The sequence below is a fragment of the Natronomonas moolapensis 8.8.11 genome (assembly GCF_000591055.1).
GTDB lineage: Archaea > Halobacteriota > Halobacteria > Halobacteriales > Haloarculaceae > Natronomonas > Natronomonas moolapensis.
The window spans coordinates 2,225,680-2,240,872 of record NC_020388.1; the positions used below are offsets into that span (position 1 = coordinate 2,225,680).

At 66.0% G+C, this 15,193-nt stretch carries 10 protein-coding genes; 4 read left to right on the top strand and 6 right to left on the bottom strand.

Annotated features, from left to right (window positions below):
- Positions 1 to 100 precede the first annotated feature (100 nt).
- The 3 genes from NMLP_RS10740 to NMLP_RS10750 all read right to left on the bottom strand — a co-directional run bounded on the left by NMLP_RS10740 (position 101) and on the right by NMLP_RS10750 (position 4,105).
- The gene (locus NMLP_RS10740; RefSeq protein WP_015410141.1) at positions 101 to 1,039 is read right to left on the bottom strand and encodes a thiamine pyrophosphate-dependent enzyme; all 939 of its coding nucleotides are present in this window, start codon (positions 1,037 to 1,039) and stop codon (positions 101 to 103) included.
- A 2-nt stretch (positions 1,040 to 1,041) separates the two neighbouring features.
- A complete protein-coding gene (locus tag NMLP_RS10745; RefSeq protein WP_015410142.1) occupies positions 1,042 to 2,928 on the bottom strand; it encodes a 2-oxoacid:acceptor oxidoreductase subunit alpha in 1,887 nt (628 codons plus the stop codon).
- A gap of 124 nt (positions 2,929 to 3,052) precedes the next feature.
- A complete protein-coding gene (locus tag NMLP_RS10750; protein ID WP_015410143.1) occupies positions 3,053 to 4,105 on the bottom strand; it encodes a zinc-dependent alcohol dehydrogenase family protein in 1,053 nt (350 codons plus the stop codon).
- A gap of 203 nt (positions 4,106 to 4,308) precedes the next feature.
- On the opposite strand from NMLP_RS10750, the gene NMLP_RS10755 reads away from it, so the two are divergent.
- The 4 genes from NMLP_RS10755 to hemA all read left to right on the top strand — a co-directional run bounded on the left by NMLP_RS10755 (position 4,309) and on the right by hemA (position 8,341).
- On the top strand, positions 4,309 to 5,034 hold the full coding sequence (locus NMLP_RS10755; RefSeq protein ID WP_015410144.1) for a DICT sensory domain-containing protein: 726 nt from the start codon (positions 4,309 to 4,311) through the stop codon (positions 5,032 to 5,034).
- A 238-nt stretch (positions 5,035 to 5,272) separates the two neighbouring features.
- Positions 5,273 to 6,331, top strand: a complete 1,059-nt coding sequence (gene ahbB / locus NMLP_RS10760; RefSeq protein ID WP_015410145.1) for a siroheme decarboxylase subunit beta — start codon at positions 5,273 to 5,275, stop codon at positions 6,329 to 6,331.
- Between the two features lies 1 nt (position 6,332).
- Positions 6,333 to 6,980: a precorrin-2 dehydrogenase/sirohydrochlorin ferrochelatase family protein gene (locus NMLP_RS10765; protein WP_015410146.1), complete on the top strand. Its 648-nt coding sequence runs from the start codon at positions 6,333 to 6,335 to the stop codon at positions 6,978 to 6,980.
- Complete coding sequence (gene hemA / locus NMLP_RS10770; protein WP_015410147.1) at positions 6,977 to 8,341, top strand: glutamyl-tRNA reductase; 1,365 nt, start codon at positions 6,977 to 6,979, stop codon at positions 8,339 to 8,341. Before NMLP_RS10765 ends, hemA begins: the two co-directional genes overlap by 4 nt.
- 166 nt (positions 8,342 to 8,507) lie before the next feature.
- Here hemA and NMLP_RS10775 read toward each other — a convergent pair whose 3' ends face one another.
- The 3 genes from NMLP_RS10775 to NMLP_RS10785 form a co-directional block, all read right to left on the bottom strand.
- Positions 8,508 to 9,653, bottom strand: a complete 1,146-nt coding sequence (locus NMLP_RS10775; protein WP_015410148.1) for a CBS domain-containing protein — start codon at positions 9,651 to 9,653, stop codon at positions 8,508 to 8,510.
- 175 nt (positions 9,654 to 9,828) lie between these two features.
- A complete protein-coding gene (gene carB / locus NMLP_RS10780; RefSeq protein WP_152024135.1) occupies positions 9,829 to 13,065 on the bottom strand; it encodes a carbamoyl-phosphate synthase large subunit in 3,237 nt (1,078 codons plus the stop codon).
- A 212-nt stretch (positions 13,066 to 13,277) separates the two neighbouring features.
- Positions 13,278 to 14,990 carry a histidine kinase N-terminal 7TM domain-containing protein gene (locus NMLP_RS10785; protein WP_015410150.1) on the bottom strand — a complete coding sequence of 571 codons (1,713 nt, stop codon included), beginning with the start codon at positions 14,988 to 14,990 and terminating at the stop codon, positions 13,278 to 13,280.
- Positions 14,991 to 15,193 lie beyond the last annotated feature (203 nt).

Below are 15,193 nucleotides of genomic sequence, written 5' to 3' on the forward strand. Positions count from 1 at the left end.
GATCAGTCGTTGCGCGCTCCGGTAAATCCCCGGGTGACCGCCGTGTTCTGCTGGTAGTTCGACGAACGGGACAGAGACGAAAACAGGACGCGGACGAGGCTTATTTGTGCGCGTCGAGGATCATATCGTAGGTGCGCTCCCACTCGTAGTCGTCGTCGTGGTAGCGCTCGGCGAGCGGTTCCTCGGGTATCTCGCCGATCGCCTGCTTCTCTTCGGTGTAGGAGCGCCGCTCGTCGTCGCGGTAATACCGGCCCGTCAGGATCTCCCCGTCGTGGACCGCGAGTTCCGTCTCGTACATCATTTCGGCCGCCTCGGGGCGGTTCGTGACGTCGAACTCGTAGTCGTCGTTTTGTTGGATGTCGATGTAGGGGACGTACTGCTTTGCGTCCTTGTTCCAAGTCGGACACTGCGTGAGGAAATCGATGTGGCTGAATCCGTCGTGTTCGATGGCCTCTACGAGGATCTCCTGGGCCTGGTTGGGGTTGACCGCCGCCGTCCGGGCGACGTACGAGGAGCCCGCGGTGAGCGACGTCGACAGCGGCCGAACGGGGTCCTTCGCGGAACCGTGGGGTTGGGTCTTCGATTCGTGTCCTTTCGGGCTCGTCGGCGACGTCTGGCCCTTCGTCAGCCCGAAGATCTCGTTGTTGAACACGATGTAGGTGATGTCGTGGTTCTCCCGGGCCGTGTGGGTGAGGTGGTTGCCGCCGATTCCGTAGCCGTCGCCGTCGCCGCCCGCCGCGACGACCTCGAGGTCGGGGTTCGCGAGCTTCGCCGCCCGCGCGACCGGCAGCGCCCGGCCGTGCAGCGTGTGGAACCCGTAGCTGTCGAAGTAGCTGTTGAGCTTGCCCGAGCAGCCGATCCCGGTCACGAGCAGGATCTCTTCTGGGTCCTTGCCGAGTTCGGACATCGCGCCCTTCAGCGCCTTCAGGACGCTGAAATCACCGCAGCCGGGACACCACGTCGCCTGTGGCTCGATGCCGGGCGTGTACTCGTCTCGCTCTACATCTCGATCCGCGTCGATTGCGTTGAACGCGCTCATGATCAATCACCTGCCGCCGGGACGAACCTCGTCGTCGTCGCGGGCTCGTCACCCTCGAGGACGGACCGGAACCCGTCGACGACTTCCGCCGGCTCGAACGGGTTGCCGTTGTATTTCAGAAGGCTGTGCATCTTCGGGCCGAACCGGCCCAGCTCGCGCTGGACGAGCCCGCGGAACTGGCCGCTGGCCGTCATCTCGACGACGAGACACTCGTCGACGGATTCGAGGAACTCGGTCACCTCGGCCTCCGGGAACGGCATCAGGTCGGAGACCCCCATCGACTTCACGCTGTAGCCGGCGTCGTTGAGTTCGTCGACGGCCTCCTCGACGGTGCCTTGCTGACTGCCGAAGGTCATGATGCCGTACGCAGCGTCGTCGTCGCCGTGGGTGGTCTGGTGGCTCCCGTCGGCGTCGTTGAGCTGCTCTCGGATCGAGTCGTGCTTACCGAGGCGGCGATCGACCTGCGCGGTCCGGTTTCCGGGGTCCTCTGAGATGTGCCCCTGTGGGGTGTGCTCGTTGCTCTCGGCGAGGAACCGACCGCCCTTCTGTCCGGGGATCGACCGCGGCGAGACGCCCTTCTCGCCGGGGTCGTGCTGGTAACGGTTGAACTTCCCGGCGGAGTGGTGTGCCGCCTCGGCGAGTTCCTCCTCGGTGAGCGTCGCCCCGAGGTCCGGAGCGGGCTCACGATCGAAGAAAGACTCGTCGACGTTTCTGAGTTCGCCCCCGATCTTCTGATCGTAGAGGACGATCGTCGGGACGTGATAGTCGTAGGCGATCTCGAAGGCGGCGCGTGTCTGGTCGTAGGCCTCCTCGATGTTACTGGGCGCGAGAACGACTCGCGTCGAGTCGCCCTGGCTCGCATAGAGGACGTGTTCGAGGTCGCTCTGTTCGGGCTTCGTCGGCATCCCGGTCGCGGGGCCGGCCCGCATCGCCTCGACGAGGACGACCGGGGTCTCGGTCATCTCGGCGAGCCCGAGCGGCTCGGTCATCAACGAGAACCCGCCCCCGGAGGAGCCGGACATCGCCTTCGCGCCGGCGTGTGACGCACCGAGCGCGAGCGCGGCCGCGGCGATCTCGTCTTCGACCTGTTCGGAGATCCCACCGACCTTCGGGAGGTATTTGCTCATCAGGCTGAACACTTCGGTCCACGGCGTCATCGGGTACCCCGAGATGAACCGACACCCGGCGTCGAGAGCGCCGTAGGCGATGGCGTTGCTCCCCGAGAGCAACACCTGTTCTTCGTCGTGCTCGCCGGTCGGCATCCGGAGGTCGTGGCTGAACTCCATTCCTTGGACGTCCTCGTAGGCGTCCTCGAGAATCTCGAGGTTCGTTTCGAGGACGTCGCCGGACATCGCATCCGACATCAGGTGCTTGATATTGTCGAGTTCGTACTCGAGGAGGGCAGCGGTCGCGCCGACGCCCGCCGTGTTGCGCATGACCTCGCGGCCCTTCTCGCGGGCTCGAGCACGGAGGTCCATCGGATAGACGTGCCAGTCGTTTTCTTCTACGCGCTCCTCGAAGTCGGGAACGGCGTCGATGTCGACGAGTCCCTCGTCGTAGACGATGACGCCGCCCTCGCGGAGCTCGTCGAGGTTTTCGACGATCGGCTTCATTTCCTCGTCGCCGTAGTAGGCGTCCTCCTGTGGGTTCCTGGCGAAGGAGTCACCGAGCGCGAGCAGGCAGTTGTAGCCGTCACCGCGGGATTTTACGGGTTCCGGCGACGCCCGGACCTCGACGTAGGTGTGGCCGCCACGGATGCGGGAGGGATAGTGTCTGTGTGTGAATACGTGCAGCCCGGATCGCATCAGGGCCTTCGCGAAGTTCTGGCTCGTCGAGTCGATCCCGTCGCCGGAACCGCCCGCGATTCGCCAGACTATTTCTTCTGTCATTGGCTATCACTGCGCCCGTATGGGCGTTGAAAATCATTCAGAGCGCATCAATAAAAGTATTTGCTACACAATGGCATACATTGATCGTGATATAATTGTATTAATACGGTGGCATAGCGCGGCCTCACTCGTTTCCGTGTGGTTTCACCAACACCTTGATCGCCTCCCGCTCGTCCATGGCACGATACCCCTCCGGAACGCCGTCGAGGTCGACAGTTTGCGTGAAGATCGGGCTCGGGTCGAGCGTTCCGGCCAGCACGTCGGCCATTAGCTCCTCGGCGTAGGCGCGAACCGGCGCGACCCCACCGCGCAGGGCGACGTTGCCGCCGAACAGCCCGAACAGATCGAGGCCCCCGTCTTCGACCCCGTGGGGGACGCCGACGTAGCCGACGGTGCCGCCGTCCCGGCAGATATCGATCGCCGCGTTCATCGAGGCGGCCGCGCCGACGCACTCGAGGACGTGATTCGGACCGCCATGGGTCGTCTCCCTCGCCCGTTCTATGGCCTCCTCGCCGTGGGCGTGTATCGTCTCCGTCGCGCCGAACTCGGCGGCGAGGTCGAGTCGGTCCTCGTGGTGGCCGAGGGCGACGATCCGCTCGGCACCGAGGCGGCGTGCGGCGAGGACACCACACAGTCCGACCGCCCCGTCGCCCACGACGACGCAGGTCGATCCGGCCTCGACGCCGGCGCTCACGGCGGCGTGGTGGCCGGTCCCCATCACGTCCGTCAGGGCTAACAGCGACCGGAGCGTGTCCTCGTCGTCGGCGTGGCGGTCGGGCACCCGAACGAGCGTTCCGTCGGCGTGCGGTGTGCGGACGTACTCGCCCTGCCCGCCGCCGTTGTCGCCGCCCCACGAGTCCCCGTTGACACAGGAGGTGTGTAGCCCCTTCCGACAGAACTCACAGGCGCCGCAGCTGACGAGGAAGGGCGCGAACACCCGATCGCCGGGCGCGACCGACCGGACGTCCGCGCCGACGGCTTCGACGACTCCCATCGGCTCGTGACCGACGCGGGAGCCGACCTCTCGGTCGCTGTCCCCCCGGTAGAACCATAGATCGGACCCACAGACCGCGGTGTGGGTGACGCGGACGACGGCGTCGGTCGAGGACTCGAGTTCGGGGCGGGGAACCTCTTCGACGGTGATCTCTCCGGGACCACGGTAGATCGCTGCGCGCATACGAAACGCCTCGCGCCGAACGAACAAAGAACCCCACCAACTGTGGTCTCCGGCCGGCCGACGCTGCTCGTCTCTGACGCCTCCAGAGAGCCCGTCGATTCGGCCCTCGGTGGCGACCGGCTCGGGGCGATCCCCGGGGAGCTTTTGCTCCGATGGAGGCCACAGGCTTATTAGTGATACTGTCGTGCATCCGGTTGAAGGGAATGTCTCTTACCGAACTCATCGCCGGGGTCGAGGGCCACGAAAAGACGCTTACGGTCTTCAACGCCGACGAGGGGACCATCGGCGTCCTCCGGGAGCAGTTCCACGACCGGAACGTCTCCGTCTCCGGGGAGCACACGCCGAGCGGGAAGCCGGACGCGTTCACGGTTCTCGCCGACGAGGACGAGTTCGTCGCGGCCGCCGACATCGAGAGTGTCCTCGACGACGGGAACGAACGGACCGAACCGGGCTTCGATGGCGACGCCTACCGCCCGATCCTCGATCACCTCGACGAGACGATGTTTACCTCCTACGACATCGAGCAGATGGTCGCGGCCTCCCGGGAGATCGAGGACCGCGCCTGGCGGGTCGGCAAGGGGACGCTGCACTCGGGGTTCCAGAAGCTCTCGATTCTCTCGGGACAGATGAACATCTACGAGCAACTCGCTCAGAAGGGCAGCCTCAACGTCCACGCCTACGCCGTCCCCGACGCCGACGTTCCCGAACACGACACCGACCTCACGATCCACGTCGAACGAAGCGACGAGATCGAGCGGTCGTGGTTCGTCGCCTACGACGGCGCCGGTGTCGACGTCAACAAGTGTGCGCTCCTCGCCGAGGAACGCGACCCCCGGTCGTTCTATGGCTTTTGGACCTACGATCCCTCGACCGTCGATTGGATCATCGACCACCTCGAGTCGACGTACGGCCTCCTCGAATCGCAGTGAGTCCGGCCCTCGGTGTGCGTTTTCCTACCGCCGCCCGACGGATCGTTTATACACGTCTGCGGACAGACGTCCACAATTCGGGGCCAGCTACCCGAGGTGAACTCCACGATCCGGGAGCGCCTACTTAAATTGACGTCCACGATCCGGTGGCTAATTATAAATTAACAGACACGCGAAGCTGTCCGGAGGGCTGGGATCGAGCGAGGGGCTTATTTCGGGGACGCCCTATTTACGTCTAATGAGTCAAACCGCCGGGCTGGACCGGATCGACCGCGCCGTCGTCAACGCTTATCAGGGCGGCTTTCCGGTCGTCGAACGCCCGTTCGAACCCGCCGCGGCAGCCCTCCGGGATCGCGGTGTAGACGTGACAGCGGCGGAACTACTCGAGCGGGTCCGAACGCTCGACGACGAGGGCGTCCTGACCCGGTTCGGCGCGTTGATAAACGCCGCGGAGATCGGCGGCGCGGCGACGCTCGTCGCCATGCACGCCCCCGAAGAGCGCTTCGAGGAGATCGCCGAGGCGGTCAACGCCCGCCGAGAGGTCGCTCACAACTACCGGCGCGAACACCCACACCTGAACATGTGGTTCGTCGTCTCGGTCGCGGACGCCGACGCGATCGAGGCGGTCCTCGACGGGATCGAGGCCGAGACCGGACAGGAGACGTACAACCTCCCGAAACAACGGGAGTTCCGCGTCGAGGCGAAGTTCCTCCTCGACGGGCCGCTTCCCGACGGCGACCTCGATCGCTCCGGGCTCGGTCCCACCGTCGAACCGGCCGAGTCGGGGGCGTTGACTCCCGACGAACGCGACCTCGTCGTCGAGATTCAGGGCGGGTTACCGATCACCGAGACCCCCTACGCCGACGTCGCCGAGGCCCTCGGAACCGACGTCGAATGGGTCCTCCGGACGATCAAACGCTTCGACGCCGCCGGGAAGATCCGACGCGTCGGCGTCGTCCCCAACCACTACGCGCTCGGATACACGGAGAACGGGATGACTGTCTGGGACGTCCCCGACGAGAAACTCGACGTCGTCGGTCCTGAGGTCGCCGGTCTGGACTTCGTCACCCACTGCTACGAGCGCCCGAGACACGAGGGCGTGTGGCCGTACAACTTCTTCGCGATGACGCACGGCCGAAGCGACGAGGAGAGCGAACAGCGGATCCAGCAGGTAAAGGAGACGATGGAGCGCCACTGGGACGTCGGCTCCGACGACTGGGATTCGCTGTTCTCGACGGAGATACTCAAAAAGACCGGGATCCGACTCGACGAACGCGCCGACGCCAACACGGAGTAGCATGATTCCGCTCTATCACGACTTCACCGATGAGACGGTTCTCGTCTTCGGCGGCGGTCCGGTCGGTGCCCGGAAGGCCAGACGCTTCGCCCGGGAGGCGAACGTCGTCGTCGTCAGTCCCGAGTTCGCGGCCGACGGCTACGGCGAGGCGGAACTCGTCCGGGCCGCCCCGGATGCCGGGACCGTTGCCGGGTGGTTCGACCGGACCGACCCCGCACTCGCCGTCGCGGCGACGGACGTCGATCCGGTGAACGAGGCGGTCGAACGGGAAGCCCGCAACCGCGGAACGCTCATAAACCGGGCGGATCACTCCGGCGAGCGCGGCCCGGGCGGCGTCGTCGTCCCCGCGACTGTCCGAGACGGCGGCGTCGCAGTCTCGATCTCGACCGGCGGAGCCAGCCCCGCCCTCTCGAAGGAACTCCGCAAGCGGATCGAGGGCGAACTCGACGGCGCGGGCGAACTCGCGGCGATAACCGCCGACGTTCGATCGGAGCTGAAAGCCCGCGGCGTCGACCCGGCCCGCCGCCGTCGTGCCGTTCGGGCCGCCGTCCAGTCGCCGAGGGTTTGGAAGGATTTAGGTACGGGTGTCTCCAACGCTCGACAAACAGTTGACGCCGTCGTCGACGCGGCGTTGGGTGAGAAGTCGTGACAACGGGATCAAAATCGGAGATCGTCGCCGGCGTCAGCGTCTCATACGGCCACGCGAGCGTCGAGCAGATCGAGACCGTCGCGGCGGACTCCGGGCGGGCGGCCGTCGAATCGCTGCTCGGACAGACCGAGGTCCTCGAGGCGTTCGTCCTCCAGACCTGCAACCGGGCCGAAGCGTACGTCGTCTCCGAGACCGCGGCGTCGGCCCGCGAGGCACTGTCGACGTACGTCGACGGCGTCGCGCCCGAGGCCGTCCGAGAGCTCGACCACGAGGAGAGTTTCAGACACCTCATGTCGGTCGCGTGCGGCCTCGAATCGCTCGTCTTGGGCGAAGACCAGATCATCGGCCAGCTCCGGGACGCCTACGAGGACGCCCGCGGCGCCGGCGCCATCGGGCCGACACTCGACGACGCGATCCTGAAGGCGATCCACGTCGGCGAGCGGGCCCGAAGCGAGACGGCGATCAACGAGGGCGCACTCTCGCTCGGCTCCGCCGCGGTTCGGTTCGCCGACGACGAGCACGGTCTCGGGGACGCGACCGCCCTCGTTGTCGGGGCCGGCGAGATCGCGACGCTGGCGGCGAAGGCGCTCGACGAACCCGCCAGCCGGGTCGTGATCGCAAACCGGACGCTCCCGAACGCCGAACGCCTCGCGAAGCAACTCGAGAGCGAAACCTCCGTCGTCGGCCTCGATGCGCTCTCGGTCGCCGCCGACGAATCCGACGTCGTCGTCTCCGCCACCGGAAGCCACGAGCACGTGATCGACGCCACCGACCTCGAAACCGTCGGCGAGACCTGTATCGTCGACATTGCACAGCCCCGCGACGTCGCGCCCGAGGCGGCTTCGCTCGAGGACGTCTCCGTATACGACCTCGACGCGATCGAAACGATGACCGGCGAGACCAAAGCGAAGCGCCGCGAGGCCGCCGAGGTCGTCGAGACGATGATCGACGAGGAACTCGAACGCCTTCTGACCCAGTACAAGCGCAAACGCGCAGACCAGGTCGTCGCGGCGATGTACGAAGGGGCCGAACGGATCAAGAGCCGCGAACTCAGAACCGCCGTCTCGAAACTCGAGAGCGAGTCCGAAACGGGCGTCTCCGAAACCGAACGCGAAATCCTCGAGTCGATGGCGGACGCCCTCGTCGGACAGCTCCTCTCGGCACCGACACAAAGCATCCGCGACGCCGCCGAGAACGACGACTGGTCGACGATCAGTACCGCACTGCAGCTCTTTGGGTCCGGATTCGAACTCGGGCCGACCACTCCGCCGGCGTCCCCGCGGGGTCCCGAAACCCTTTCCGAGGAGATGCGCGAGCGAATGCCCCCACGCGTCATCGAACAGTTGATCGAGGACGACTGAGCGCATCGCGACGCGTCGCGTCCGGTTTTGACCGACGCGTCTTTTCGAACCGGAATCGTCCGTGTCCGACGGCTTCCGTATTTGACGGCTTCCGTGTCCGGCGTCGATGCCTCTGTCTTTCGTTCCCGCCCGGCCACGGTCGAAACAGAACGCGAAACGCCGCCCGCTACAGCTCGTCGAGCTTCCGAAGCAGTTGGCCCTCGTACTCCTTGTCGGCCCTGATCCCCTTCAGCTCGAGGACGTTCCGCTCGAGTTTGTCGAGTGCGACCCGGAAGGCCGTATCGGAGCCGTACCCCTCGCCGGTGCCGGCGATCTGCCCGCGGTTCGTCCGGAGGCGAATCTGGGCGTGGATCAGCGGTGTCCCTCGAAGCCGCTCTTTGTGCTCGCTGAGCCGAACGTGGGCGTGGTGGACCTGCATGTCCTGGTACTTGTCAACGACCTCCGCGATCGCGTCCTGGATGTCCGAGCGGGAGACCGTATCCAGGAAGTCGATGTTCGTGATCTGGACGTCCATGCTTTGTTCCTCGGTGAACGTCAGCGCACGGAGCACGTCGGTCTTCGTGAGGATGCCGGCGACCGACGTATCGTCCCCGTCGGGCGTGACGACCAAGCCGGCGTAGCCGCTCTCGAACATCCGCTCGACGGCGGTTTTGACCGTCTCCTCGCCGGTGATCGTCTCGACGGGGGCGTTCATCATGTCGTAGACGGGCAGATCCAACATCCGATCGGTGTCGCCGGAGCGGTCGCCCTTCTGTTGGCGCTCCATCGTCCGGACCGCGAAGTCGGCGATGTCGTGTGTCGTCACCATCCCGGCCAGCCGGCCGTTTTCGTTGACGACGGGAAGCCGGGAGATGTCGTTCTCGCGCAGGTAGTTGATCGCCTTGCCGAGGTGGTCGTCCTCCTGGAGGGTAACGACGCTGTCGGTGTATATTTGATCGACGGTGAGCACCTCGAGGTTCTCGAGGACGGCCTCGAGGATCGCGTCCTCGGTGACGATACCCCAGAGCGTCTCGCCCTCGAAGACGGGGGCGACCTTCGTGCCGCCCTCGACGAGCATCCGGGCGACGTCGCGGACGTCCTCGTCTCGGCCGATCCGCGGGACGTTGCTCCGAGCGAGGACGTTCGCCTTTGCGTCGTCCTCGATGTGCGATTGGAGCAGCTGTCGCTCCGTGATCACGCCCGCGTACTCTTCTTCGTCGGTCACAACGATCCCTTTGGGGTTCTCCCGTTCGAAGACGGACCTGACCTTCCCGAGCCGCTCGTCGCTATCCACCTGGACGAACTCATCGGTGGCGATGTCTGCGATATTCATCTCTAGCCCGGAGTTTCACCGTCGCGGCTCTTGAAAGTACCTCACTGCCACGCGGCGTGCGCCGAGGTACCGTGACACCGTCGAGCGCCGGCAGCGGGGGGAGCGGCGGGCGGGCGACAGCGCGGCCCGGCGTGTTCCGGCCGTCGTGCGATCTACCGCGCGCGTCCGGGATGGCCTACTCGCCCCAGTTGCGCCGCTCGGTGGGGCGCTCTCCGAGCGCCATCACGTCGAGCGGTTCCTCGCGCGTCTCGATGGCCTCCATCGTCGCGCGCGCGCTCGGCACCGTCGAGAAGTAGGTGATCCCCTCCTCGACAGCGATCTCGAGGACGTCGCGATCCCGCGAGAAGACGACGTCGACCTCGCCGTCCCGTAACGCGGCCGTGACGTCCTCGAAGTCGTCCGTCGTTTTGACGTCGAAGTGGCGTTCGGCGTGTTCTCGGACGTCGGTGATGTCCTCGTTCTTCTGGGACATCCCCCGCAGCGTCTCGAGGTCGACGATCGCCGTCCCCTCGGTCGGGATCGCCTTGTCGGTGGCCGATTGGGCCTTCAGGTACGCCTTGCCGAACGAGCGGGCCGTCCCCATCACCTCGCCGGTCGATTTCATCTCCGGGCCGAGCCGGGGATCCGACCCCGGCAACCGATCGAACGGGAGCACGACTTCTTTCACCGAGACGTGCTCGGGGACCTGCTCGTGGGTCCGAAGTTCCTCGAGCGACTGGCCGGCCATGACCTTCGCCGCCAGCTTCGCGATCGGGACACCCGTCGCCTTCGAGACGAACGGGACGGTGCGCGACGACCGGGGGTTGGCCTCCAAGACGTACACCTCGCCGTCCCGGACCGCCAACTGGACGTTCAACAGTCCCTCCGTCTCGAGGGCGCGCGCGATCTCGAGTGTGACCTCGCGGACGCGCTCGAGGACGTCCTGCGACAGCGACCGCGGCGGGATCAGACACGCCGAGTCGCCCGAGTGGACGCCGGCCGCCTCGACGTGCTCCATGATGCCGCCGATGAGGACGTCCTCGCCGTCGGCGACCGCGTCCACGTCGAGTTCGACCGCGTCCGCGAGAAAGTCGTCGACGAGGATCGGCTTGTCCGGGGCGACCCGGACCGCCTCCTCGATGTACTCGGTGAGTTCCGCGTCGGAGTAGACGACGTCCATCGCCCGGCCGCCGAGGACGTAGGACGGTCGCACGAGGACCGGGTAGCCGATCTCGTGGGCGAGTTCGAGCGCCTCGGCCTCGCTCGTGGCCGTGCCGCCCTCCGGTTGGCTGATCCCCAACTCGTCCATGAGGACGTTGAACCGGTCGCGGTCCTCGGCGAGGTCCATCGCCTCGACGGACGTGCCGAGGATCTCACAGTCGAGCCCGCGCCGGTCGAGTTCGGCCTCCAGCGGTTCGCCGACGTTGACCGAGGTCTGGCCGCCGAACTGGACCATCACGCCGTCGGCTCCGGTCTCCTCGACGACGTCGGCGACTTCTTCGGCCGTGATCGGCTCGAAGAACAGGCCGTCAGAGGTGTCGTAGTCCGTCGAGACCGTCTCGGGGTTGTTGTTGACGACGTGGGCCTCGGTGCCGACCTCCCGGAGGGCACGGACGGCGTGGACCGCACAGTAGTCGAACTCGACGCCCTGGCCGATCCGGATGGGCCCGCCCCCGACCACGACGACGCTCTCCGTGTCGCGGTCGATCTGGACCTCGCTGTTGCCGCGCCCCGTCGGTGGCTCCCGCGCCGAGTAGTAATACGGCGTCGACGCGCGGAATTCGCCGGCGCACGTATCGACCTGTTTGTACGTCCGCCGGGAGGTCTCGGCCTCGATGTCGTCGACGGTCGCGCCCGCTCCGTCGGTCTCGACCGGGTGTCCGGTCTCGGTCCCCGGGTCGGCGCGCTCGGCCGGGATCCAGGAGGCGTGGGTGTCAGTGAACTCGTCGCCCGCCATGGCGGCGATCTCCTGGTCGGTAAAGCCCACGTCGGCGGCGGCCTGGTAGTCGCCGTTCCGCGCGGCCTCGGCGGCCTCGACGATCCGGCCGAAGCGCTCGAGGTACCACTCGTAGATCCCCGTCAGATCCTGGATCTCATCGAGGGCGTAGCCGCGGTCGAACGCCTCGAAGACCGCGTAAGGGCGATCGGGAGTGGGCCGTTCGAGGTACGCCGTTTCGAGTTCGGCGTCGCCCACCTCGGTCCACTCGACGGCTGGGTCGTACTCCGAGGACCGAAGCGCCTTCAACAGCGACTCCTCGAACGTCCGGCCGATCGACATCGCCTCGCCGGTGGATTTCATCGCCGGCCCGAGTTCGAACGCCACGTTCGAGAACTTGTCCTTCGGCCACCGGGGAACCTTCGTGACAACGTAGTCGATCGCCGGCTCGAAGGCGGCGGTGGTCTCGCCCGTAATTTCGTTGTCGATTTCGTGGAGGCGCTTGCCCAGCGCAACCTTCGCCGTGACGCGGGCGATCGGGTAGCCCGTGGCCTTCGAGGCCAACGCCGACGACCGCGAGACGCGGGGATTGACCTCGACGACGCGGTACTCCCCGGAGGGCGTGCCGTCGTCGCGCCAGGCGTGTTGGATGTTGCAGCCGCCCTCGATGCCCAGCTCGCGGATGACCTTCAGCGCCGAGTCGCGCATCTCCTGGTGGGCCTCGTCGGGGATGACCTGACTGGGCGTGACGACGGTGGACTCGCCGGTGTGAATCCCCATCGGGTCGATGTTCTCCATGTTGCAGATGATGATACAGGAGTCGTCGGCGTCGCGCATCACCTCGTACTCCAACTCGACCCAGCCGGCGATCGATTCAGTGATCTGGACCTCGTGGTTCCGCGAGAGCTGAAACCCTTTGCGCGCGATCTCGCGGAGTTCGTCCATGTCGTCGACGACGCCCGAGCCGGAGCCACCGAGCGTGTAGGCGGTGCGGGCGATGACCGGCAGGCCGCCGACGGACTCGACTGCGTCCTCGAGTTCCGCCATCTCCGAGATGGTCTCGGAGCGACAGACGGGTTCGCCGATCTTCTTCATGCGCTCGCGGAAGAGGTCTCGATCCTCCGTGGCGTAGATGGTGTCCAGCGGCGTTCCCATGATCTCGACGCCGTACTCCTCTAGGACACCCTCCTCCGCGAGTTCGGCGGTGACATTCAGGCCGGTCTGGCCCCCGAGTCCCGCGATGACGCCGTCGGGTTCCTCCTTGCGGACGACCTCCGCGATGGCCTCCGTGGTGATCGGCTCGACGTAGACCTTGTCGGCCATCTCGGGGTCCGTCATGATCGTCGCCGGGTTCGAGTTGACGAGGACGACACGGGCACCCTCCTCCTTCAGCGCCCGGCACGCCTGTGCGCCCGAGTAGTCGAACTCCGCCGCCTGTCCGATCTGTATCGGCCCGCTGCCGATGAGCAAAATAGTGCGGTCCTCGTCTGGCATTATCCGATCGGAGTCCGCACATCGTAATAAGCCCGGCGAAAGAGTACGGAATTCGAACTCGAATTACGAATTTCGAACCGAACGATCCGGAGACGCACTGCCCCACACGCCGACGATACTGCCCCGAGAAGGTCTCTATCCACGGTAACTGATAGCCGAACGTATCGGCGTCGATTTTCCCATCGAGGAGCACCCGGACACCCGATTTCCCCGGCTCAGGCGCTACCGCTATCCGGGAGAACGACGGTGACGACGTTCCCATCGTTGTAGTCGAACCTGACCTCACCGTTCAGCGCGGTCACACACCAGTTGACAATCCACAGGCCGATTCCCCGTCCGTGCTGAAGCGGCGTTTCGTCGCCCGCGGCCAGCGAGGCGGTTTCGATCTCCGGGATCGGCGGGTTCCTGTCCCGGACCTCGAAGACCGTCCGGCCATCGTCCGCCGCCCTGACGTGGATTTCGACGGTCGGCCCCGACGTCTCCGCGTGTTCGGCCGCGTTCTCGACGAGGTTCGATAGTATCAATTCGAGGAGTTCGGGATCGGTCTGGACCCCGACGGCCGGCGGTTCGAGAGTACGCTCCAACACTGCATCCGGATACGCCGCGTGGACGTCGCCTTCGACGCTGTCGAGCAGTTCGGCGACGGGAACGCTTCGCCGCCGCTGCTCTCCCTCCTGTATCTGATCGAACGCCCGGACCTTCTCGCCGATCGAGAGCAGGCGGTCGCCGGCCTCGACGATCGCTCCGGCCTGTGCCGCCACCCCTTCGTCGTCCACTCCGGACTCGATCGCGTCGGCGTGCCCCCGGATCACCGTCATCTCGTTGCGGAGGTTGTGCCTGAGCACCCGGTTGAGGACGGCGAGTTGCTGTTCGCGCTGTCGCTCCTCGGTGATGTCGTATAGGACGAGCGTTCCTCCGACGGGATCGTCGCGCGTATCGTCAAGCGACGTGTACGACGCCGCGAACGTCCCGCCGGCACGCCCGGGGAGTTCGAGTTCGCCCTCCGTCCGGACTGTATCGAGATCGCTACCGATGAGTTCCGCAAGCGCGATCGGGAGCGACTCGGTCGCCGACACGCCGAACAACTGGCCGGCGCGTTCGTTGAGGTTTACCACCTGTTCGTTCGGATCGACGATCAGGAGGGGATCGTTGAGGTCGTCGAGTGCGCTCCGCTCGGCGGCCCGCTGTGTCGCCGGGTTCGTTTCGAACATGTGGGTCCCGACGAACGCGTACGCGTCCAGCGCGACGTGCGGGAGTATCAAAACCGGCGTAAGGTTCAATTGCGGGACCGGGCCGAGTTCGAACAGCCACACGAGCCCCCCGACGGACGGCGGTACCGTGCTGAGGACGACGGCCGTCGCCTCCCGTCGGTACAACGGGCCGTAGTTCAGGATCGTACCGACGAGTAACAACGTCCCGATCCCCGCGGTTCCAAGACTAAAGAGCGCGGCGAAGAGCCCCCACGGCCCGACGGCGTAGCGAACCGTCGCCGCCCCGAACGTCGGATCGAGGCGAAACCCCGTCCAGAGGAGCCCGTATCGCCCGTTCGTCGCCGCCAACAGAAGCGTTAGCACCGGGACGGCGACCACCACACCGTACAGCGGGTTCCGGACGACCCCCGATCTACCGGTGTACTCGAGCCCGAACGCGAGAAACGGCGGCCCGATACAGCAGACGCTCACGAACGTGAACAGTTCCAGCGTCGCCCGGACGCCGGGATCGAACACCAGAAGCGACCCCCCGTAGAACCCACAGAACAGCGCGACCGCCACGAGAGAAACCATAAACCAGTTCGCGCCCGGCTTGCCCCGATGCCGGCGCAGGTACGCGGCGAGTGAAATCGACCCGAACGCGGGGAGCAACGAGCCGACCACCAACAACGACAGGAGGTCCGGCGTCGATACGGCGAGCAAATACCTACCGATCATGCGGTGTGGAGGGTGTTTGAGGGGTGCGGGAGGCTGTATCGTCACCGATTCGGCGAGGTAGCGGCGGCCGCCCACCGACGGCTGTCGGCCGCCACCTGCCCCGTCGGCGCGCCGAACGGGTTCCGCCCTGGATCGGGACTGAAACCATGTTGATCGCGTCGTTTCGCGGCGGGCAGGTTATACTTTGTCGCTCGGATCGATCC